The organism is Mucilaginibacter sp. AK015 (assembly GCF_014200785.1).
Lineage (GTDB): Bacteria > Bacteroidota > Bacteroidia > Sphingobacteriales > Sphingobacteriaceae > Mucilaginibacter.
Window position 1 is genome coordinate 1573112 of the sequence record NZ_JACHCV010000001.1, and the last position, 21579, is coordinate 1594690.

Below are 21579 nucleotides of genomic sequence, written 5' to 3' on the forward strand. Positions count from 1 at the left end.
ATTGTATTAAGTATGTTACCTGATCCCGATTTTCATAGGGCTGTATAGCCGGTCAGGGCTTAGGATTAAAGTCATGATCGTATACATTGATGTGAGTTGCACCGTCGCGATCCATATTTCACAGTGTCGCGCAGGTTATCGCCCGATTCTTATCGAGATGAATGGCAGGATGTCAGTACCGGCAAAATGAGATTTGAGTACACCTCGTAAAAATCATTCTACACCGCTAACCTATCTTAAAAGTACGTTCATAGCTCGTCCGCAGCATAAGCAAGGTGCAACTGCAGCTGTTATCTCATTTACGGTTTAAATTTAAAGTAGCTTTGGGCGTTATAATAACATATATCGCCAATGATCTTGCCTGTCCATTCTATGTCGTTCGGCAATTCACCGTTCTCAATATCTTCAGCAAACAGGTTACAAAGTATGCGCCTGAAATACTCATGCCGGGGGAAGGATAGAAAGCTGCGCGAATCGGTAAGCATGCCTACAAAACGACTTAGCAGCCCCATGTTCGACAGGGCGTTCAGCTGTTTGGTCATGCCGTCTTTTTGATCAAGGAACCACCAGGCCGAGCCATACTGCACTTTACCGGCTACCGATCCGTCGTTAAAATTACCCGTCATGGCGGCCACCATTTCGTTATCAGCGGGGTTTAGGTTATATATAATGGTTTTTGCGAGGCGGTCGTCCTTATCCAGCCTGTTCAAAAATTTTGATAGCGGCCTGGCCTGACTAAAATCGCCGATGGAATCGAAACCCGTATCGGGCCCCAACTGACCAAGCAGGCGGCTGTTGTTATTGCGTAAAGCTCCTAAATGAAATTGCTGCACCCAATCCTTCTCCTGGTTCCAAATGGCGAAATTGTACAGCATGGCCGATTTAAACTTTATTTTTTCGGTATTGGTAACCGGTTTTTCGGCGCGCACCTTTTCAAATATCCCGCGTAATTCTTCTTCGGTATATTCCTCGGCATATACATGCTCTAAACCATGGTCTGCTACGGTGCAGCCATTCGCCGCGAAGTAGTGGTGGCGGTTCTTAAGCGCGTACAAGTAATCGTCGAAGGTATTGATGGTACTGTTTGATACCGCTTCCAGTTTGTTGACATAGGCGTTTAGGGCGGCCACATCCTCGATATACATAGCCTTATCCGGCCTGAAAGCGGGATACACCTTTACCTCTGCCCCTTCCCTTTTTAGCTGCTCATGATGGCTCAGGTCGTCCAGCGGGTCGTCGGTAGTGCAAATTACCTCTACATTCATTTTCTTGATGAGGTTTTGTACCGAGTATCCCGGGCTTTGCAATTTCTCGGTGCAATCTTCGTAGATAAAATCGGCGGTACCGGGCATTAACCGCGATGTGATGCCAAAATATCGCTGCAATTCAAGATGCGTCCAATGGTACAGCGGGTTGCGCAGGGTGTAAGGTACAGTTGCGGCCCATTGCTCAAATTTTTCGTTATCGGGTTTGTTACCGGTGATATAAGCCTCATTAACACCGTTTGCACGCATTGCGCGCCATTTGTAGTGGTCGCCGTTAAGCCAGGCGTGGGTTATGTTATTGAAATTAATATTGCCCGTAATTTGATCGGGCGGCAAATGGCAGTGGTAATCTATTATGGGCAGGTGTTTTGCATGGTCGTGATACAACTCCCGGGCCGTATCTGATCGCAGCAAAAAATCCTCATCTAAAAAGCTCTTCATAACCGGTTATTATAAAGGCCAATGTATTAAAGTTTTTTGATACCTTTTAAACCAAATTGCGCAAACGTTTTAGTGAAACAGCTGATAATTTACACTCCCAAAGCGGCAAAGATATCCTTTATAGAAAACTTTGCGCCACACACAAATTCATCGGCTGCCCCGTAGTAAATGGTAATGGTATCGCCATCAACCACATGCCCGTTGGTGAAAACCACATGGCCAAAAAAACCTGTTATCTCATACGGCGCGGTAGGTTCCATTATAGGCTCGATAGTGCGCGCCAGTACTATCGACGGATCGTTAAGGTCAAGCAACACCGCGCCCAAACAGTATCGATGCTCCTTGGTAGCCCCGTGATAAATCTCGAGCCAGCCCTTTTCGGTTTTAATGGGCGAGGCCCCGCCCCCAACGCGTGCGCTGTCCCACATGCCTTCACGGGTTTTAAGTATACATTTATGATTGCCCCAGTGCACCCCATCCGGCGATTGGGCTATCCAGATAAAATTACCCCCTATATCCACGCTGCTGGGGCGGTGCAGGGCATAATACAAGCCGTTTATTTTTTCTTCAAAAATGGCCACATCCTTATTATGCGGCGGCAGGATCATACCATGCGTTTCAAAATTTTTCCAATCGGTGGTGGTACGCAGGCCAACACCTACCCCGCTATCAGATACCGCTGTAAAGGTTAAATAATACCTGCCCTCTAAAAAGCTAACCCGGCAATCTTCTATCCCGAAGGTTTGCAGCGGGCCGCTGCCAAACAACCTGTTATAACCATCGGGTTCGCTGAAATGCACGCCATCATCGCTGCAAAGCAGGCGCAGGTGCGATAAGGTAGTCAGATAATCAACCCCTTTGTACCTCACCACCCGGGCATCCGTAGCAATAAGGTCGGCATCGTTCAGCGCTATTTCCATGATCTGGGTTTCGCCGGTTACGGTCAATATCGGAAAAGACACGTGCACTTCGTTTTGCTGCGGCCGCTCAGCCACCCTAACCAGCAGCCATATTTTGCCATCAAACCTGAATACGCCAGGGTTTAGCAAACATGCTATATGCAGGCCTTCGGATGTGGCTTTAAGATCCTTTGGGGCCAGTAACGGGTTTTGGGGGAAACGCTGTGCAATATCTGCCATAAACTTTATTATTATATAGGCGTAACATTTTTGCTTTGTAATAGTTTATAGCCTATACAACTTTGATTTTTATTTGCCGATACACCCACCGTCACAGGCCATATATCTGTATTGCCTGACATTTGACGATTTAGAAATTTGTATTTACACAAAATAAGAATATTTTAATATTCTGTTTAGTTGACAATGCCAAGCCCATACACAGCTCAGAAATGATAAACACGATAGCGAACACACCACTATCTTATACACTTTTAAATGCCCTGCCTGTGGCCGTTTACACCTGCGATAAAGATGGGCGCATTACCTGGTTCAACGATGCCGCGGTAGAACTGTGGGGGCGTGCTCCCGAAAAAAACAAGGAGTTGTGGACCGGAGCTTTGAAAATATTAAAACCCGACGGGCAGCCCCTGCCCTTACACAATTGCCCGATGGCGCGCGCCATAAAAGAGGGTGTTGCTATTGATGGTCAGGAAATAATTATAGAGCAGCCCGATGGTAAGCAAGTTATCGTGTTGACGCACCCGGTGCCTTTGTTTAACGACGACGGCGTACTTACCGGCGCCGTTAATACCCTTTTAGATGTTACCGAACAAAGAAACAGCGAGCGAAAACAAGCCATGCTGGCCGCGATAGTCACCACATCTGACGATGCGATAGTAAGCAAAACCCTTGAAGGCATTATTACCAGCTGGAACGGAGGCGCGCAGCAATTGTTCGGATATACCGAAGAAGAGGCCATAGGCCGCCATATTACCTTATTGATACCCCAGGAACGGCTGCAGGAAGAAACTGAAATATTAACTAAGATAAGAAAGGGCGAAAGGGTTGAACACTATAAAACCTACCGCCGGCATAAAGACGGAACAGAAATACCGGTTTCGCTGGCCATATCGCCCATCAAGGATCGTAAAGGCAATGTTATAGGCGCTTCAAAAATTGCGCGGAATGTTTATAAACAGCAACTCGCCGAGAACACCCTACAGCAATACGCTGAAAACCTGGAACTGCTTAACACCATAGGTAAAACTATATCCGAGAATCTGGATGTACAGGAGATATTGCAAAAAGTTACCGATGCCACTACCACCCTTACCGGTGCTGCTTTTGGCGCGTTCTTTTACAACAAGCTTGACGAGCAAGGCGAATCATACATGTTATATACCCTATCGGGCGCGCCAAGGGAAGCCTTTGAAAAGCTTGGCATGCCGCGCAATACCGATGTTTTTGCGCATACTTTTAACGGCCTGGGCATTGTTAGGGTTGATGACATTACCAAAGACCCCCGCTACGGCCACAACCATCCGCATTATGGTATGCCAACGGGTCATTTTCCTGTAGTAAGTTATCTTGCGGTACCGGTTGTGTCAAAAAGCGGCGAGGTTATCGGCGGCCTGTTTTTGGGCCATCCGGAAGCCGGCAGGTTTACCCGCGAACACGAGATGCTGGTGTCGGGTGTATCATCACAAGCCAGCGTAGCGCTTGATAACGCTCAAATGTATGAGGAGATCCAAAAGCTCAACTCAAAAAAAGACGAATTTATAGGGTTGGCCAGTCACGAGTTAAAAACACCCATGACCAGCCTTAACGGCTACCTGCAAATCATCGACCGCAGTCTGGGCGAAAACGACAGGAACAAAGTGTTTATACAAAAAGCCTTATTACAGATAAATAAACTTTCGGACCTTATATCAGACCTGCTCGATGTATCAAAGATTGAAGCCGGAAAGCTCCCTTTCTCGTTGAGTACGTTCAACCTGCCCGAACTGGTTGATGAGGTGGCCGACCTGATGCAATACTCAACCAAAACACACCGTATCATTATCTGCTCTGATATTCATGACCTGGTAGTCCATGCCGATAAACAACGTATCGAACAGGTGATGATCAACCTCATTTCAAACGCCATCAAATACTCGCCACAGGCCGATATGATCAATATTTCGGTATCCGCATCTCACGATAAGGCCGTTGTAACGGTGCAGGACTTTGGCATGGGTATAAGCAAAGAACAGCAGGAGCGCATTTTTTCGCGCTTTTACCGTGTGGACGACCTTGCCTCGCATATTTCAGGACTCGGAATAGGGCTGTATATCAGCAAGGATATCATTACCCGCCACGGTGGCAGGCTGTACGTAGAAAGCGAGCCCGGTAAAGGTTCTACATTTGGCTTCGAGATACCACTTAAGCAACAATAATTATAACAGCGCCAGGGCAGCATCCGGTGCTGTTATTGCTCCATAAGCGGTTCTACACTTCGCGAAACAAGCGGTTTACTTAATTCGCTTCGGCCTTCTCTTTGTTTTTACCGATCACTGCAAGTAATGCGGGCCAGCGCTTATCGTTATGCAGGCTGTTAAGGTCGGTATCAGTCGTTATGTGGGCATAATCGCTATACGATAGCAAATTTGCCAAACGATTTAACTGGTAAAACGCGCTATCGGCATTGCCTGCCATGGCCCATGAACAAGCTGCATTGTAGCGGTCGTCGCTAAAGCCCTTCCAGCTATTAACCTTAAATGCATTGCTGTATGCCCTGGCAGATGCCGGGTAGTTTTTTGACTCATATAACGAAAATGCTTTTTTTATCGAGTCGGGGTAGCTCCCGGAACTTTGCGCTTTTGCCATTCCAAACAGCATTAAATTAACGCCAATAATTGCGATTAAAGATTTCATGTGATTTTAAATTAAAGTTAATTACGAATAATTCGTAATTGTACGAATAATTCGTAAAAGTACATAAAATTTATTTTTTTTATTTTGCGTAACCGAATGGTAACATATATATTTGTAACCAAACGGTAACATATTTTATAATGAGACGAGATGTTTTCCAGGCTATTGCCGACCCTACCCGGCGCCAGATCATAAACCTGCTGGCCGGCCAGCAAATGAACCTGAACGCTATAGCCGATAGCTTTGCTATCAGCCGCCCTGCAGTATCAAAGCATATCAAGATACTTACCCAATGCGGGCTTATCACCATAAAACAGCAGGGCCGCGAACGCTATTGCCGCGCGGAGCTAAAAAACCTTGAACAGGTAGCCAAATGGACCGACCAGTACCGTGCCTTTTGGACAAGCAAACTGAATGCTTTAGAGGATTTTCTGGAGCAGGAAAAAATAGAACAAAAAACAAAACTTAAATAATTATGGAAACGAAACCACTGATAGTTGAGCGTACGCTTAATGCCCCTGCAGGCCGCATATGGCAGGCTTTAACCGATAACGATAAAATGAAGAAATGGTATTTTCAGCTGGAAAATTTTGAGCCCCGCGTGGGGTTTGAGTTCAGCTTTACAGGCCAGGGCAGCAAAGGCGAAAAATATGTACACAATTGCCGTGTTACCGCTGTTGAGCCTGAACGAAAATTAAGTTACACCTGGGCATACGAAGGCTTTAGCGGCAGTTCGGAGGTTAGCTTTGAACTTTTTGCTGAGGGTGATAAAACACTGGTGCGCATTACCCACACCGGTTTGGAAACTTTCCCGCAGAACGGGCCGGACTTTGCTATAGAAAGCTTTACCAAAGGCTGGAACCACATACTGGGCATTAGCCTTAAAGAGTTTGTGGAAACAGAAACTGACTGATACAAAAAAGAGACCGGCGAAAGCTTAAGCTTTGCACCGGTCTCGCATTTACACATGTAAGCTATTATTTTATTTACCTGCAGGCCGGGTTGCTGGGGCCGGCGACGGGCTTGTTGTTGGTGTTGTGCCCGGGCTTGTAGCGGGTGTTCCGGCGGGCCGGGTTGTTGGTGTTGTAGTTGGTGTACCCATTGGCGTAGCAGGCGGCACTGTAGGGCTTGTAGGCGTCATTGGCGTAGCGGGCGGCACAGCAGGGCTGGTGGGTGTCATTGGTGTAGCAGGCGGTACAGTAGGGCTTGCAGGCACCGTTGGGTTAGTAGGGCTGGTTGGCGCCGTAGGATTTGTTGGTGTGGTTGGGTAACTTGGATTTGTTGGGTTTGTTGGATTATTTGGTATAGTAGGCGTTGTCGGGCTTGTCGGGCTCTGCGGGTTGGTAGGGCTCGGTACGATAGGGCTTTGCGGTGTAGCAGGGTTTGTTGTTTTTGGCGCCTTCCGCTTTTTGGGTACCGTGTCCTGGTTAACGGTTAAGTTTCCGGTAGATAATACCGCCCTGTCTGTAGCAAATGTTTTATGATCTTTAGCTGCGGCATAGTTAATGGCGCAGGCAGTAACAGCCGCAGCCATTATTAAACTTAACTTTTTCATACTGTATATTATTTAATGGTTTATATTTATTAACTATTGAATAACATTTTTTATGCCAAATAGCCTAAACCAATAAAAAAGAGCATGAATAATTTATCAACAATAATAGGAGCCCCTATCTGCTTACATTGTTCTTGTATAATACTTATCCCGCAGCCACAACGATACCTTTACTAATAATATTAAAGCGGGTACTTCAACAAGCGGGCCAATAACCCCGGCAAATGCTTCACCGGAATTTATACCGAAAACGCCAATAGCCACCGCTATAGCCAGCTCAAAGTTGTTGCCCGCTGCGGTAAAGGCAATAGATGCATTTTTAGAATAATCGGCACCTATAGATTTGCCGGCAAAAAAACTTACTAAAAACATGATAGCAAAATATATAGCCAATGGGATGGCAATACGTACCACGTCAAATGGGATCTGAATTATCAACTGTCCTTTTAAGCTGAACATTATCACTATGGTAAACAGCAGCGCAATGAGTGTTATGGGTGATACTGCAGGCAAAAACTTCGTTCTGAACCATTCTTCGCCTTTAAACCTTACTAACCCGTAACGGCTTATAATACCCGCGGCGAAAGGTATGCCCAGATATATCCCTACCGACTTTGCTATCTGAGTCATTGTAATACTTACTACCTCGCTCTTCATACCGACCATTGGCAGCAGCAACGTAATAAACACATAGGCATAAACGCTGTATAATAACACCTGAAACACACTGTTGAGCGCTACCAAGCCGGCGGCGTACTCGCGGTTGCCATCGGCTAATTCGTTCCAAACAATAACCATAGCTATGCACCGGGCCAGCCCTATCAGTATCAACCCCGTCATATATTCCGGTTTATCGTGCAGAAACACTACGGCTAAAATAAACATCAGCACCGGCCCTATTATCCAATTTAAAAGGAGGGAGAGGCTAAGTACTTTAATATTACTGAACACCCGCCCCAGGCTTTCATATTTCACCTTGGCCAGGGGCGGATACATCATTAATATCAAGCCAATAGCTAATGGTACATTGGTAGTACCTGCCGTGTACGAGTTGATATAGGCAGGGGCCGAAGGCACATAATACCCTATACCGATGCCGGCACCCATTGCAAGGAATATCCATAAAGTTAGGTAGCGGTCTAAAAAGCCCAGCTTTTTACGGTTAGCTGCCAGCGCGCAATTGTTAGCGGTCATGTTTAGCGGATGTTTTCTTTTACAAAGTTGGCGGCAAATATCTTGATCATATCGCGTACGCGTTTAAATTCATTTACCACTTCTTCATGGTTGCCATTCGCTTTTGCCGGATCAGGGAAGTTATGATGAAAACGATGAACCTCCCCGGGGAAATAAGGGCAGGCTTCCTGAGCGTTATCACACACGGTAATAACATAGTCAAACGGGATGTTTAAATACTCGTCAACATGGTTTGATGTGTGTGCAGATATATCTATGCCATCGTCGGCCATTACCATTACCGCCATCGGGTTAACACCATGTGTTTCGATCCCGGCGCTATATACACTCGCCTTTTCACCTGCAAAATGGCGCAGGTAACCTTCTGCTATCTGGCTGCGGCAACTGTTGCCGGTGCACAATACCAATATATTTTTCATATGATTTAGCAGCACCCGCCGCCCGGTGTGCAGCTTGTTGTGTTATCGGTAAGGTTTTTTAATTGTACCACAGGTTTAATTTGAACGGCAGGCGTGCAGCATTCTTCGCCCTTATCATCAGTACCGCAGTTCCCGCCCCGCTCTATTGCCTTACATTGTACGGTATCGGGCCGCAGGTCAACCACCAGGTTATCGCCATCGGTCGTTATGCTCCGGGGAAGCATCTGGCGGGTATCGTATTGTGAGTTTCCGAACTCGATCTTTACAATACCCTCAGCCTCTAAAGGCAGCACTTTTTCAACAACCTGGATGATAGACAGCGCTTTGCTCACCGGCATTGCCCTATCCTGCTGCGCTTGCGGCTCATATAACTGTACGATAACTTCTGTCCACTTATTCATTACCCCGCCGCAATCAACCGAGGTTATTGGCGCCTGTTTAATTTCGGTGATGTGATAAGAGGCATCTACCCACTGGTCTTGAGCGTATTGAAATTGCAGCGCCAGATTGGGGTTTGCCTGTAACTGTTGTTTAAAAGCAGCCCATTTTAAATTTTCCATTGTTTATCAGTTAAATCAATCGCAATATTACGATTAATATCATTAAATTTTTTTAACAGCAATGGTCCGCGCCTTTGTAAGATGCAAACATGCTATCAATCTCGTTTTGTAAATTTTTCCAGGCGATGGGCTCAATACAATAGCAAACGCTCACCCCCTCTATAGTTCCTTGTATCAGGCCGGCACTTTTCAGTTCCTTTAAATGCTGCGATATGGTTGCCTGGGCTAAACCTAACTCGCCCACCAGGTCGCCGCAGATACAGGCATTGGCTTTAATAAGGTGCTGCAATATGGCAATACGCGCCGGATGCGCAATTGCCTTTAGCTGCATAGCCAGCTTATTTTGCTGTTCGTTAAAAATATCGGTTTTGGTAATGCCCATATATTAATCGCAATATTACGATTAATATACGATAAAATGAAATTTTCTATTTTTTTACGCTTTACCAAACGGCAATACACAAAAACCAAATCGTATCAAACGGCATTTAGATAAAACTGATTGATTGCCCGCGGCAAGTTGTGTGCCCGGTTCAACGGTACTTATCTGTTTTTGCTGCAATCTTGGTATATTGCGCTACACCAAATTTTGATGATAATTAATGAAAAAACGCCTTCTGATAATACTTTTGGGTTTATTTACCATACCGGTTTGCAGCCTGTATGCCCAAACCTCGGCCAAACCATTGACGCTGCCAGGCGCAGATAACCCATGGCTTAACAGCCAGTTGATTGAACCTGCTGCATTGGCAAATATAATGATGGCTAATGGTGCCCATCAGCCTGTTATATTGAACATTGGGGTTGTTGACGATATCAAAGGAGCCACGCATATAGGGCCGGTTAGCAATAACAAAAACTTAGCAACATTGAAAGAAAAGCTTTCGGCCACGCCAAAAAACCAAATGGTGGTTTTTTACTGCGGATGCTGCCCGTTTGCAAAATGCCCTAACATAAGGCCGGCCTTTGCCGAGTTAACCAAACTGGGATTTACCAATATTAAATTATTAAACCTGCCGGTAAATTTAAAAACAAACTGGATAGACAAAAATTATCCTGTCGAATCAAAGTGAGCCGGCTATTTTAAGATCACCTTAGTAGCCCCATACCCAAACTTCTCTTTACGGGCGTCCATAAAGGTTTGAACTTTAGGGTGCTTGCTTAACAGCTTATGCAGTTCGTGCTTTAATATACCGTTGCCGGTGCCATGGATGAAGGTGATATCGGGCATTTGATGCACAATTGCGGCATCAAGCGCCTTTTTAAAATGATCGGTTTGTATGTTCAATATCTCGCTGCTGCTTAAAAACTGGTAATCGTCGCGCAGTTTCTCAATATGCAGGTCAAGTTCGGCAACTGGTTTGGCAACGGTTTGCTGCTTTTCTTCGGCAGGTTTAAAAAAGCTTTCCTTTAGCTTTTCAGCATCAATGATCAGTTCGGGTTCGTCAAGCTGTATCATCCAGCCCTGCTGTTTTATAAAAGGCACCAACTTTTTAGCGCCCGAAAAATCCTTGGCTTTAAATTGCTCGCTTACATTAAGCGGCTCAACCGCCGGCTGGTTCTGCTTTGTAAAAAATATCACCTGGAATATAAACTTTGGCCACAGCTGCAGTTCAGATAATTTGGCCGAATAAACTTTAGCAACACCATTAGGTTCAATAATACCGGCAAACTCGCCCTTATAATCCTTTTGCCGCTGCGTGGTAAGCGATGCCAGCAACTGGTACGATGTTTCGTTTACCATATATAAATGCACAAGCGCGTTTGCCTTTGCGTCGGCAACCACGGCAACATGTATACCTTTACTTTTAAACTCGCCGGTTGGCTTTACCTCGGGAACGTACTCTTCATCGTGGCTTGCGGCACCATGGCCGTGCACATACGTTACCTTACTTGCAAGTACCGGTATCTCAAAATCGTCCTCAACAGTAACACCAATCATCTGTTCGTCAATAATATTGGTTACATACCCTTCCAGCTTTTCGTCAACAAAGCGTACAAAATCGCCTAATTTATATCTCATGGTGCAATAATAAGTAGCAATTGATTAATAATCCATACATCAATAATTAAATATAACTTTACCGGGTAATTGTTTCGTTCTTAAAAAAGAAAACGGACTTTTACGTTGCCCATCACAATTAATTAAGCGCATGGAACCCATTAATTCCCCAGCCCCCGACGCAGCTTTTTTAAAGCTGATATTTCTACATCATTTAACACGTATTTACAATGGCAAACGTTTTTTACACCAGCGTACAGGGCACCTTACGGCCATGGCATCATTTAAAGGCCTGGAACTTGCCATAGACGAGTTCAGCGAGGATGTTAAAAGGCAGATAAGCCGGATGGAAGAGATATACAAGTTGTTGGGCGAGACGCCGTCGCCGGAGGTTTGCAACCCGATAAAATCAATTGTAAAAGATGAATTTTGCCTTGATGAAACGCAAAACATACCGCTGCTTAATGACCTTGACATAATGCTTTATATACAGGTACTGGAGCACATCAACATTACATCATACCGCATGCTTATTATGATTGCCAAGATGTTGAAGTATGACGAGGTGAAGCAGCTGCTGACGGAGAATTTTGATGAATCGGCAGATAATGACAAGCTATTTACGCTGATAGCCAAAGAATATATTACCGGCTAAATAGCATAAACGGCATAAAAAACAAAACCGGACCATAAGGCCCGGCTTTGTATAGTTATTTAATACCCCTACTAAAATAACTTACAACAAAGAAAAATAATTAAACCCCGGTAAACAAGCACCGCGTGTAACAATTCGTTTACCTGAACATCTAATTGTTTGTTATAATATATCCTACATTTGTTTGCGTATCAAACTACAAACCCAATACACTATGTTAAAAAAATTACTGTTAACTGCCGCTTGCAGCATAGGGCTGCTACAATTGCAGGCACAAAGCCTTTACTTACCCCGCGACATCCAAAAAGCGTATGATAAAGGTACCCGCAGCCACGATGGTAAGCCCGGGCCAAACTACTGGCAAAACCATGCCCGATACAATATCTCTATCACCGCCGCTCCCCCGCTTAGCACAGTAAAGGGCACCGAAACCATTACTTATATTAACAACAGCCCTGATACGTTAAAGCAGCTTAACATGAAGCTGATCTTAAACATTCACCGCCCAGGCGCCGCCCGTATGGGCAATACAGGGCCTGATTATTTAACATCGGGTATACAGATAGATACTTTTTTGATTGACGGGCAAAAAAAGAACTGGAACAACGACCAGGCATCGGCAACAAACCAGGGTGTCGGCCTTAAAAAGCCGCTGATGCCGCACGACTCGGTTCAGATGAAAATTGTTTGGCACTTTGACGCATCAAAACAAAGCGGCCGCGAAGGGCAGATAGATTCTACCAGCTATTACCTGGCTTATTTTTATCCCCGCGTATCGGTTTACGACGATTACAACGGGTGGGACCGCCTTACCTTTACCGACGCCCAGGAATTTTATAACGACTTTAACGATTATACCCTAAACGTAACCGTACCAAAAAACTTTATTGTTTGGGCTACCGGAACGCTGCAAAACCCAACACAGGTGCTGCAAAAAGAATATGCCGACCGCCTGCAAAGATCAATGACGAGCGACAGCACTATACACGTGGCTACCATTGACGAAGTTACCGGCAACAAGGTTACCGCGCAAAACGCCATGAACACCTGGACCTGGACATCAACCAACATCAGTGACGTTGCTGTGGGCCTGAGCAACCATTATATATGGGATGCGGGCAGCGTTATTGTTGACCAAAGCACCGGCAGGCGTGCAAGCATGCAGGCCGCCTATTCTGTTAAGGGTACCGATTTTAAACAATCTGTACAATTTGGCCGCAACGCCTTAGGCTGGTTTAGCCATAACTGGCCGGGCGTACCTTACCCCTTCCCTAAGATGACGGCTTTTCAGGGCTTTGCGGATATGGAATACCCCATGATGGTTAACGATAGCCAAATGGGCGACCCGGGTTTTGCGCAGCTGGTACAGGACCACGAAATAGCGCACACCTGGTTTCCGTTTTACATGGGCATTAACGAGACCCGTTACGCCTTTATGGATGAGGGCTGGGCCACTACTTTGGAGTATTTGATAGGTACAGCCGAAAAAGGAAAGGCAAAAGCCGATGCGTTTTACAAGCAATTCCGTATAAACGGCTGGATAAATAACCGCTCGAGCAACCAGGATATCCCGGTTATTACCCAAACCAGCGAACTGACAACAGGTTATGGTAATAACGCTTACGGCAAGCCGTCATTAAGCTATTTGGCCTTAAAAGATATGCTTGGCGATGACCTGTTCAAGAAAGCGCTGCACGGCTATATGGACCGCTGGCATGGCAAGCACCCTATCCCATGGGATTATTTTAACTCGATGAGCAATGTATCGGGTCGCAACCTGAACTGGTTCTTCAACAACTGGTTTTTCACCAACAACTACAACGACCTTGCCGTTAAAAACGTAGTTACCGGTAAAGATGGTTATACCTTTACAGTAGCCAACATTGGCGGCTTTGCAATCCCGTTTGATGTGGTTTTAACCTATACCGACGGCACCACCAAAACCATACACCAAACCCCTGCCGTTTGGGAGAAAAATCAGAAGCAAACGCTGGTTACCTTCAAATCTGTACGGGGCAAAAGTTTAAAATCTATCACGCTCGACAACGGTATTTATATGGATGCCGACATGAGCAACAATACATGGGCGCCGGCCGCAAAAAAATAAGTTTATTTATTTGCTTATACAAAAAACGCCCAACCTTTCGGTTGGGCGTTTTTGCTGTAGTTAACTTTTGTCATGCTGAGCGATCGCTCATCATCTATCGCCGCCATACAAGCGGCGATGCGCAGTTCGCCAATACATCCTTCGCTTCGCTCAGGATAACACAAATGGTGTATAACAAAAAAGCGCCCGGCTATGCCGGGCGCTTTTTTGAATGTATGTTTATACCCTTACGCGTTCTGGATAGAGTTGTTCCAATCGTTTGCGGTACTTTTTACTTTTGATTTTGCGGCATCAGCACCGTTTTCAGCGTAGCTGCTTGCTTTCGATTTCGCATCGCCATAAGCATCTTCGGCATCACTTACAGCACCCGAAAATTTCGATTTTACAGAATCAACTGTATTGCTGGCGTACTCTTTTACGCTATCGGCGGTTGTTTGCGCTTTGTTTTTTGCTTTGTCAACAAGGTCGTTAACGTAATCAGCAATATCGCCTCTTAGCTCTTCACCTTTTTCGGGGGCCAGTAATAATCCTAAAGCGGCGCCCGCGGCAGCACCCACTAAAAGTGCTGCTATAATTTTTGCTTGATCTTTCATGTTGTTTTACTTTTTAGTAGATGATTTGTAATTAATTAACAAATACCATACCGCACTGTTTAGATTATTTACAATAAGTTTTTCGCGTATCTTTGAGACAGGCAGCGTTATAGCCGAACACACAGCAACGTTAGCCGTTAATGCCGCATGGATATCAAATCCCTTATAGATGCAACCCGATCGGTGCATTTCAGGAAAACATTTTACCTGGTAGCCATTGTACTGGCCGCTATACTGCTTGTAGTTAAACACCAACTATTACCCTTTATAAACAGGAAGGAGAAGAGGGCCGACAAAATACTCCGGCACGTATTAGACACTTTGATCGCACTGATCTTTATTACTATCGCCCTGGCATCGGTAATGTTTTGGCTAACCGGGAACGAATAAGGTGTGCATGTGGTTTCCACAGGCTTACTGCAACAACAATTTCCGTCGCAAAAAAAAACATCCGCCTGTTGGGCGGATGCTTTCTGTAACATTTAGTGGATTAATATATAATTAAACAACTTTTACGTTTACTGCGTTTAAGCCTTTTCTTCCGTTTTCTACTTCGAACTCAACTTTATCGTTTTCACGAATTTCGTCAATCAGACCTGTTGAATGAACAAATACGTCGGCACCACCACCATCAGGGGTAATAAAACCAAAACCTTTTGTTTCATTGAAAAATTTTACTGTTCCTTCTTTTTGCATTATTTTATTTATTAAAGCGCGCAAGGTAGGTATAATAATCCACATTAGTGCAAAAGCGCTCAAAAGGGTGTAATGTTATTGCAATAAAGGCACCATCAGGCTACCACCGCCAGGTGGCGCCCGTGCAGGGTGTTTTCAGAGTCTTTAACAATCCCGCGTATCTTTTCGTCCAGTTCGTTAATGGTAAGTTCCATCATATCAAAATAGTTGAAATATACTTTCTCCATTTTGATCAGGTCCATTATACCCAACAGCGATGCTACCGGGCGGCGCAGCTCGTGCGACTGAATAATGGCAATGCGGTTAAGCGCCTCGTTTTGTATATTGATATAGTCTTCCTGCTTTTTATGGTGTGTAATATCTGTAGAGTTAAGCGCTACACCTATTACCTCGCCGGCGCTGTTTTTAACCGGGATAAAATTGGTGATCTTCCAGCAGGCGTGTTCTGTGCCCGGCATCAGCATCCACTCACGCTTTATCGACCGTCCTGACAAGGCTATGTTAAAGTATTTTTTAAACTGGTTTAGTTTGGATGGTTCAGTATAATCAAGAAGAGAATCGCCAAGCGCTACCTTGCGGCGGTACACGGTTTTAATAAAAGTGGCGGCCGATTTATTAAAGGCCAGTATATCGTAATTGCGGTCAACCAGCAGGTGCGTATCATTTGAACTATCGAATATCGCCTTCAGCTTCAACTCCGATTCGGCTATGGCCGCCGCATGCTGCAACTCTTTTTGGCGTTGGTGAGCAAGGTTGCTCAGGCTCCAGTTAAGCTCCATTAAATTCACTACCTGTTTTGCCATAACCTGCAGCGCCTTTTGCTGCTGCGCGTTTAATTGGCGGGGCTGCATATCTATCACACACAAACTACCTATGGCACAGCCGTCCTTGGTTATTAAAGGCGCGCCGGCATAAAAGCGCACGTAAGGTTCGCCGGTAACCAGGGGGTTGTTGCAATGCTGCGGGTGGGCCCGCAGGTCTTCAAATATATTCAGCCCCTGTTTCATAATAGTAGTATCACAAAAGGATACACTTCTGGGTGTACATTCTACATCCGTACCAACCGAGGCCTTAAACCATTGCATATCATTATCGATCAAGGTTACCAGCGCTACAGGTGTACCGCAAATTTCGGCAACCAGGGAAACTATATCATTCAGATCATTGCTTATGGTGGTGTCAAGTTGCTTAAACTTTTCTACGGCCGTAAGGCGTTGTTGCTCGGTATGGTTCATTTGCAGGTAGATTGTAATAGTACTGTAATAGTATAATAGTTAGCCAACTAACTAAAAACATTTGATTTAACAACAATCAAGGTCAAATTGTTTAGTCGGTTAGCCTTTGTTCACTCGTTTCAGGAATATAATCAACTACGATAATATATCCGTCACAGTTTGCCCTGATGCATTTATTTCCGACGGGGTTTCGTTTTGCATAAAAAAGCCCCGGCAGCGTTAACCAACGGGACTTTGCTAAACACCTTAATACAACGTATAACCACTATCGTGATATTAATTATTTAGCTACTCGATTATATAAGCCAACCAACTTACAATCAACCAAAAAACTTACTATAATTAATATACGATTGAAACGTATCAATGGTTTGCCGTAAAAATTTTTATTCAGAGTAAACCGATTGTACCTGGTCGCGAAGGTTATAGTTTGATGCCATTACCTCGCCGTAAGCGCCTGCCGTGCGGATAGCGATCAGGTCGCCGCGGTACGATTGCGGCAGGTCTACATCCTTACGGAAACAGTCGGTGCTTTCGCAGATGGGGCCAACAACATCATATTTTATTTCGGATTTCGGATTTTCGATTTCGGATTTATTTTGTTCTGACTTTTGACTTTCAACTTTTAACTTTCGACTTAAATTCTCAATAGCATGGTAAGCCTGGTAAAGCATTGGGCGCATTAATTCGGTCATGCCGGCATCCAGTATCAGGAAGTTCTTTTTCTGACCGTTCTTTACATATAGCACTCTTGATATTAGCGAAGCTGATTGCGCAACCATGGCACGGCCGAGCTCAAAATGCACCTCCTGCCCGGGTTTAACATGCAGAAATTTGCTGAACACTTTAAAATAGCTTTCAAAATCGGCGATGCCATTGGTATCGGGGTTGTAATAGTCAACCCCAAGGCCGCCGCCGGTATTTAACACCTTAACGGGAAAGCCGTGGTCTTCAAACCAGTCCTGCATTTCGTTGATACGGAGGCAAAGACTGCGGTACACCTCCATATCGGTAATTTGCGAACCGATATGAAAATGGATACCTAAAAATTTCAGGTTGGCACAATTGCGCAGCATTTCGGCCACGTCGTTAAGCTGCCAGGTATTAATGCCGAATTTGTTCTCGTCAAGCCCTGTTGTAATAAAGTGGTGGGTGTGCGCATCAACATTTGGGTTGATACGAATAGCTACACCGGCAACCTTGCCCTTAGCTTTCGCCAACTCATTAATGATCTCCAGTTCCTGGACAGACTCCACATTGAAACAAAAAATATCGGCATCAAGCGCGGCATTAATTTCTTTATCAGATTTACCCACACCGGCAAAAACCACCTTGCCTTTATCAAAGCCATGCGCAATTGCCGACTTTACTTCGTTACCGCTTACGCAATCGGCCCCAAACCCAAACGACTGGATCATATCCACCACTTTGGGGTTAAAGTTAGCCTTCATGGCGTAATGCACATGGAACCCGTATTTTGACGATGCATCCCGGCAGGCGTCGAGCGTGTTGCGCAAAACATCCAGATTGTAATAATAAAATGGTGTTTCCAGTTCGTTAAATCGCTGTATAGTATTGTTATTGAACATGTTTAAAAGTCTATTTTATTCCGTCATTGCGAACGTAGCGTGGCAATCCCGACATGCTTATCGCCTGCTTTTCTATCGAAGATTGCTTCGTCCCTCGCAATGACGCGTGGGTGTTATGTTTATTAACACCTCATTACCGATATTTTTGTCTCACCCTACCCTCTCCAAAGGAGAGGGTTCTTATTTTTTTCCTCAAGTCCTCTCCTTTGGAGAGGATTTAGGTGAGGCAACCTCGCAATGACGCGTGGGTGTTATGTTTATTAACACGTCAATGCGAATATTTTAGCCTCACCCTGCCCTCTCCAAAGGAGAGGGTTCTTATTTTTTTCCTCAAGTCCTCTCCTTTGGAGAGGATTTAGGTGAGGCAACCTCGCAATGACGCGTGGGTATTATCTTTATTAACACCTCATTACGGATATTTTAGCCTCACCCTGACCTCTCCAAAGGAGAGGGTTCTTATTTTTTTCCTCAAGTCCTCTCCTTTGGAGAGGATTTAGGTGAGGCAACCGCGCAATGACGTTTTATTATTCGCGTTGGCGAAATGTAAAATCGTAATTCTAAAATCGTAAATTAAAACAACCTGCTATGCAGGCTCCTCAGCACCTCTACCTTATCTTCTGTTTTTACCAGTAAGCTCATATTATGGTCACTGCCGCCATAGGATATCATCCTTACCGGGATATGCTTTACGGCTTCCAGCACACGCGCCGCATAGCCATGCTTCTCGGCGCCAAAATCGCCCACTACACATATAATGGTATGGTTTACGTCGATATCAACCGACCCAAACGCGGCCAGTTCGGCAGTTATCTCTCCCAGGTAGGTGGTATCGTCAATGGTTAATGACACCGCCACCTCTGATGTGGTGATCATATCTATCGATGTGCGGTAACGCTCGAAAACCTCAAATACGCGGCGTAAAAAGCCATGCGCCAGCAGCATGCGGCTGCTTTGTATCTTTATAGCGGTAATGCTATCCTTAGCCGCAATAGATTTTATCCTGTCCTTTTCGCTGGTATTGGTAATTAACGTACCCGGCGCCTGTGGGTCCATAGTATTTAACAGGCGAACAGGGATCTTATACTTCTGAGCCGGGAAAACGCTTTGCGGGTGCAATATCTTCGCGCCAAAATAGGCAAGTTCGGCAGCTTCGTCAAACGATAGCTGGGCAATGGGTTTGGTATTGCTTACAATGCGCGGGTCGTTGTTGTGCATACCATCAATATCGGTCCATATCTGCACTTCCTCGCTGCGGATGCCTGCACCTATTAGCGATGCCGTATAATCGCTGCCGCCGCGGCGCAGGTTATCAATCTCGCCAAAGGCATTACGGCAAATAAATCCCTGGGTAATAAACAAGTTCACATCAGGGTGCTTATCAAGCAACGGGATAAGCTCGGTAGTAATATGGTCAACAACCGGCTCGTTATCCTCGTCGGTCTTCATAAACTCAAGCGCGGGTAACAAAACCGATGGCACGCCAATCTCTTTAAGGTAAATGTGATACAGCGTGGTTGACAGTAATTCGCCCTGCGCTAAAATAACTTTATCTTCTATCGGCGTAAACAAATCGTTGGCAAAGCTGCTTAACAGCCTAAAGTGGTAATCAATAACCTCCTTACCCTGTTCGTAGGTTTCGGGCTTTGTTAAAAGCTCCTTAATAACGCCCTCGTACTTTTCCTTTAATATGGCAATTAAATTGGCTGCCTTTGCCTTATCGTTATTAAGGTATGCCTGGCCTATTTCAACTAAATTATTGGTAGTGCCCGACATAGCCGAAAGTACCACTATTTGCCGCTCCCCGGGGTTTATTATATCCAGCAGCTTATGCATGCGGGCGGCGCTGCCTACCGATGTTCCGCCAAATTTTAAAACTTTCATTATTTGTTTCCGTTTACCATAAAACATTGATATTCTTGTATGAATATTGAGGCGCTAAAAATAGGATTTTAAAATACTTATATCTAAAATGAGCAAAATAAAATTTGGAACAGATGGCTGGAGAGCGATCATTGCCGACGACTTTACTGTTGAGAATGTAAAACGCGTAGCCTATGCTACGGCTTTATGGCTAAAACAAAACTTTGAAAAGCCCAGCGCTGTGGTTGGCTGCGACCCGCGTTTTGGAGGCCCGATGTTTGCCGATATTACTACATGTGTACTTGCATCGCAGGGGATCAAAGTTTTTCGTGCCGAAAACATGTTCATTTCAACGCCCATGATATCGCTGGGTACGGTGCGCAAACAAGCATCTGCCGGTATCATTATAACCGCCAGCCACAACCCGCCGGCTTACAACGGATACAAAATAAAAGCTTTTTACGGCGGCCCTGCCACACCCGATGATATAGAAAAGGTAGAATCGCAGATACCCGACACCATCAGTCTGGAGTTAAAATCGGTTACCGATTATGTTACTGATGGCCTGGTAGAGTATGTTAATCTGGAGGATATGTATGTAGAACATGCCGAAAACAGCTTTGATATACCTGCCATCCGCGATAGTGGCCTGCAATGGGCTTACGACGCCATGTACGGCGCCGGGCAGAATGTAATGCGCCGCCTGTTTCCGGATATTACCTTTCTGCATGCCGATTACAACCCAAGCTTTGACGGGCAGGCACCCGAGCCAATACAGCGCAACCTGCAGGAGTTTGAGGAGTTGATAAAACTATCCGAAGGCGAAATTGCATCGGGCCTGGTTACCGACGGTGATGCCGACCGCATTGGTTTGTACGATGGCGACGGCACGTTTGTAGATTCGCACCATATATTGCTGTTGCTGATACATTATATGTATAAGGTGAAAGGCGAAAAAGGCGAGGTTTACTCAACCTTTTCGTGTACCAGCAAAATTCAGAAACTTTGCGATGCCTACGGTTTGAATAACACCGTTACCAAAATTGGCTTTAAATACATTTGCGACCTGATAGTAAACAGCGGCAAACCATTTATGGTTGGCGGCGAAGAATCGGGTGGTATAGCGGTTAACGGCCACATCCCCGAACGCGATGGTGTTTGGATAGGCCTGATGATATGGGAATTTATGGCAAAGAGCGGCCGCAGCTTAAAAGACCTTGTACAGGAAATTTACGACGTAGTAGGCAAATTTGCTGTTGAGCGTTACGACCTGCACGTTACCGAGGAAAAGAAACAGCAGATCATCAGTAACTGTAAAAGCGGTATCAGCAGCTTTGGCAACCTGAAGGTGGCCCGTACTGAAGACCTGGACGGCTTTAAATTCTTTTTTGAGGACGATACCTGGGTAATGATCCGCCCATCGGGCACCGAGCCTGTACTACGTGTGTATGCCGAGGCGCCAACCACCGCCGAATCATTCAAGATCCTGGATACGGTAAAGGCGGATCTTTTAAAATAGGATCAGATTTACAGAATTTTACTACTCACAGAATAAAGGCTTGCTTCGGCAAGCCTTTATGGTTTATTGGACTC

Annotated in this window: 22 protein-coding genes; 8 read left to right on the top strand and 14 right to left on the bottom strand. The window is 45.2% G+C overall.

Annotation, left to right across the window (positions count from 1 at the left end):
* Positions 1-299: 299 nt before the first annotated feature.
* Positions 300-1706: a glucuronate isomerase gene (gene uxaC, locus HDC91_RS06950; RefSeq protein ID WP_183549771.1), complete on the bottom strand. Its 1407-nt coding sequence runs from the start codon at positions 1704-1706 to the stop codon at positions 300-302.
* A gap of 89 nt (positions 1707-1795) precedes the next feature.
* The gene (locus HDC91_RS06955; protein WP_183549774.1) at positions 1796-2845 is read right to left on the bottom strand and encodes a glycoside hydrolase family 130 protein; all 1050 of its coding nucleotides are present in this window, start codon (positions 2843-2845) and stop codon (positions 1796-1798) included.
* Positions 2846-3057: 212 nt separating this feature from the next.
* On the opposite strand from HDC91_RS06955, the gene HDC91_RS06960 reads away from it, so the two are divergent.
* Complete coding sequence (locus tag HDC91_RS06960) at positions 3058-5043, top strand: PAS domain S-box protein (protein WP_183549777.1); 1986 nt, start codon at positions 3058-3060, stop codon at positions 5041-5043.
* Between the two features lie 79 nt (positions 5044-5122).
* Here the strand turns inward: HDC91_RS06960 and HDC91_RS06965 are convergent, their stop codons facing one another.
* Positions 5123-5521: a hypothetical protein gene (locus tag HDC91_RS06965; protein ID WP_183549779.1), complete on the bottom strand. Its 399-nt coding sequence runs from the start codon at positions 5519-5521 to the stop codon at positions 5123-5125.
* A gap of 140 nt (positions 5522-5661) precedes the next feature.
* Between HDC91_RS06965 and HDC91_RS06970 the strand changes: the two genes are divergently transcribed.
* Both HDC91_RS06970 and HDC91_RS06975 read left to right on the top strand, forming a co-directional pair.
* On the top strand, positions 5662-5994 hold the full coding sequence (locus HDC91_RS06970) for a helix-turn-helix transcriptional regulator (protein ID WP_183549782.1): 333 nt from the start codon (positions 5662-5664) through the stop codon (positions 5992-5994).
* A gap of 2 nt (positions 5995-5996) precedes the next feature.
* Entirely contained in the window at positions 5997-6434 is a 438-nt protein-coding gene (locus tag HDC91_RS06975) for an SRPBCC domain-containing protein (RefSeq protein ID WP_162431564.1), read from the top strand.
* A 69-nt stretch (positions 6435-6503) separates the two neighbouring features.
* Here the strand turns inward: HDC91_RS06975 and HDC91_RS06980 are convergent, their stop codons facing one another.
* The 5 genes from HDC91_RS06980 to HDC91_RS07000 form a co-directional block, all read right to left on the bottom strand.
* The gene (locus tag HDC91_RS06980) at positions 6504-7076 is read right to left on the bottom strand and encodes a hypothetical protein (RefSeq protein WP_183549785.1); all 573 of its coding nucleotides are present in this window, start codon (positions 7074-7076) and stop codon (positions 6504-6506) included.
* Positions 7077-7199: 123 nt separating this feature from the next.
* Positions 7200-8270 carry an ACR3 family arsenite efflux transporter gene (arsB, locus tag HDC91_RS06985; RefSeq protein ID WP_183549787.1) on the bottom strand — a complete coding sequence of 357 codons (1071 nt, stop codon included), beginning with the start codon at positions 8268-8270 and terminating at the stop codon, positions 7200-7202.
* Between the two features lie 2 nt (positions 8271-8272).
* Entirely contained in the window at positions 8273-8689 is a 417-nt protein-coding gene (locus tag HDC91_RS06990; protein ID WP_183549789.1) for an arsenate reductase ArsC, read from the bottom strand.
* Between the two features lie 5 nt (positions 8690-8694).
* The gene (locus HDC91_RS06995) at positions 8695-9249 is read right to left on the bottom strand and encodes a DUF6428 family protein (protein WP_183549792.1); all 555 of its coding nucleotides are present in this window, start codon (positions 9247-9249) and stop codon (positions 8695-8697) included.
* Positions 9250-9301: 52 nt separating this feature from the next.
* Positions 9302-9631 (bottom strand): helix-turn-helix transcriptional regulator, encoded by a 330-nt coding sequence (locus HDC91_RS07000; protein ID WP_183549794.1) that lies wholly within the window; start codon positions 9629-9631, stop codon positions 9302-9304.
* Between the two features lie 220 nt (positions 9632-9851).
* On the opposite strand from HDC91_RS07000, the gene HDC91_RS07005 reads away from it, so the two are divergent.
* Positions 9852-10322, top strand: coding sequence for a rhodanese-like domain-containing protein (locus HDC91_RS07005; RefSeq protein ID WP_183549797.1), 471 nt, complete (start codon positions 9852-9854; stop codon positions 10320-10322).
* A 5-nt stretch (positions 10323-10327) separates the two neighbouring features.
* Here the strand turns inward: HDC91_RS07005 and HDC91_RS07010 are convergent, their stop codons facing one another.
* Entirely contained in the window at positions 10328-11272 is a 945-nt protein-coding gene (locus HDC91_RS07010; protein WP_183549800.1) for a DUF2027 domain-containing protein, read from the bottom strand.
* Positions 11273-11402: 130 nt separating this feature from the next.
* On the opposite strand from HDC91_RS07010, the gene HDC91_RS07015 reads away from it, so the two are divergent.
* Both HDC91_RS07015 and HDC91_RS07020 read left to right on the top strand, forming a co-directional pair.
* Positions 11403-11906, top strand: coding sequence for a DUF892 family protein (locus HDC91_RS07015; protein WP_183549802.1), 504 nt, complete (start codon positions 11403-11405; stop codon positions 11904-11906).
* Between the two features lie 214 nt (positions 11907-12120).
* Positions 12121-14013 carry a M1 family metallopeptidase gene (locus HDC91_RS07020; RefSeq protein ID WP_183549805.1) on the top strand — a complete coding sequence of 631 codons (1893 nt, stop codon included), beginning with the start codon at positions 12121-12123 and terminating at the stop codon, positions 14011-14013.
* 227 nt (positions 14014-14240) lie between these two features.
* On the opposite strand, the gene HDC91_RS07025 is transcribed toward HDC91_RS07020, so the two are convergent.
* Complete coding sequence (locus tag HDC91_RS07025) at positions 14241-14606, bottom strand: YtxH domain-containing protein (protein WP_162431553.1); 366 nt, start codon at positions 14604-14606, stop codon at positions 14241-14243.
* 147 nt (positions 14607-14753) lie between these two features.
* Here HDC91_RS07025 and HDC91_RS07030 point away from each other — a divergent pair, with 147 nt between their 5' ends.
* Positions 14754-14996, top strand: coding sequence for a hypothetical protein (locus HDC91_RS07030; protein WP_183549817.1), 243 nt, complete (start codon positions 14754-14756; stop codon positions 14994-14996).
* A gap of 111 nt (positions 14997-15107) precedes the next feature.
* Here the strand turns inward: HDC91_RS07030 and HDC91_RS07035 are convergent, their stop codons facing one another.
* The 4 genes from HDC91_RS07035 to HDC91_RS07050 all read right to left on the bottom strand — a co-directional run bounded on the left by HDC91_RS07035 (position 15108) and on the right by HDC91_RS07050 (position 20007).
* Positions 15108-15302, bottom strand: coding sequence for a cold-shock protein (locus tag HDC91_RS07035; RefSeq protein ID WP_067057762.1), 195 nt, complete (start codon positions 15300-15302; stop codon positions 15108-15110).
* A 95-nt stretch (positions 15303-15397) separates the two neighbouring features.
* A complete protein-coding gene (locus HDC91_RS07040) occupies positions 15398-16537 on the bottom strand; it encodes a GAF domain-containing protein (RefSeq protein ID WP_183549819.1) in 1140 nt (379 codons plus the stop codon).
* Between the two features lie 386 nt (positions 16538-16923).
* Positions 16924-18126, bottom strand: a complete 1203-nt coding sequence (lysA, locus tag HDC91_RS07045) for a diaminopimelate decarboxylase (RefSeq protein ID WP_183549821.1) — start codon at positions 18124-18126, stop codon at positions 16924-16926.
* A 570-nt stretch (positions 18127-18696) separates the two neighbouring features.
* Complete coding sequence (locus HDC91_RS07050; protein ID WP_183549824.1) at positions 18697-20007, bottom strand: aspartate kinase; 1311 nt, start codon at positions 20005-20007, stop codon at positions 18697-18699.
* A gap of 88 nt (positions 20008-20095) precedes the next feature.
* Between HDC91_RS07050 and HDC91_RS07055 the strand changes: the two genes are divergently transcribed.
* Positions 20096-21505: a phosphoglucomutase/phosphomannomutase family protein gene (locus tag HDC91_RS07055; protein ID WP_183549826.1), complete on the top strand. Its 1410-nt coding sequence runs from the start codon at positions 20096-20098 to the stop codon at positions 21503-21505.
* The last annotated feature ends 74 nt before the right edge of the window (positions 21506-21579 follow it).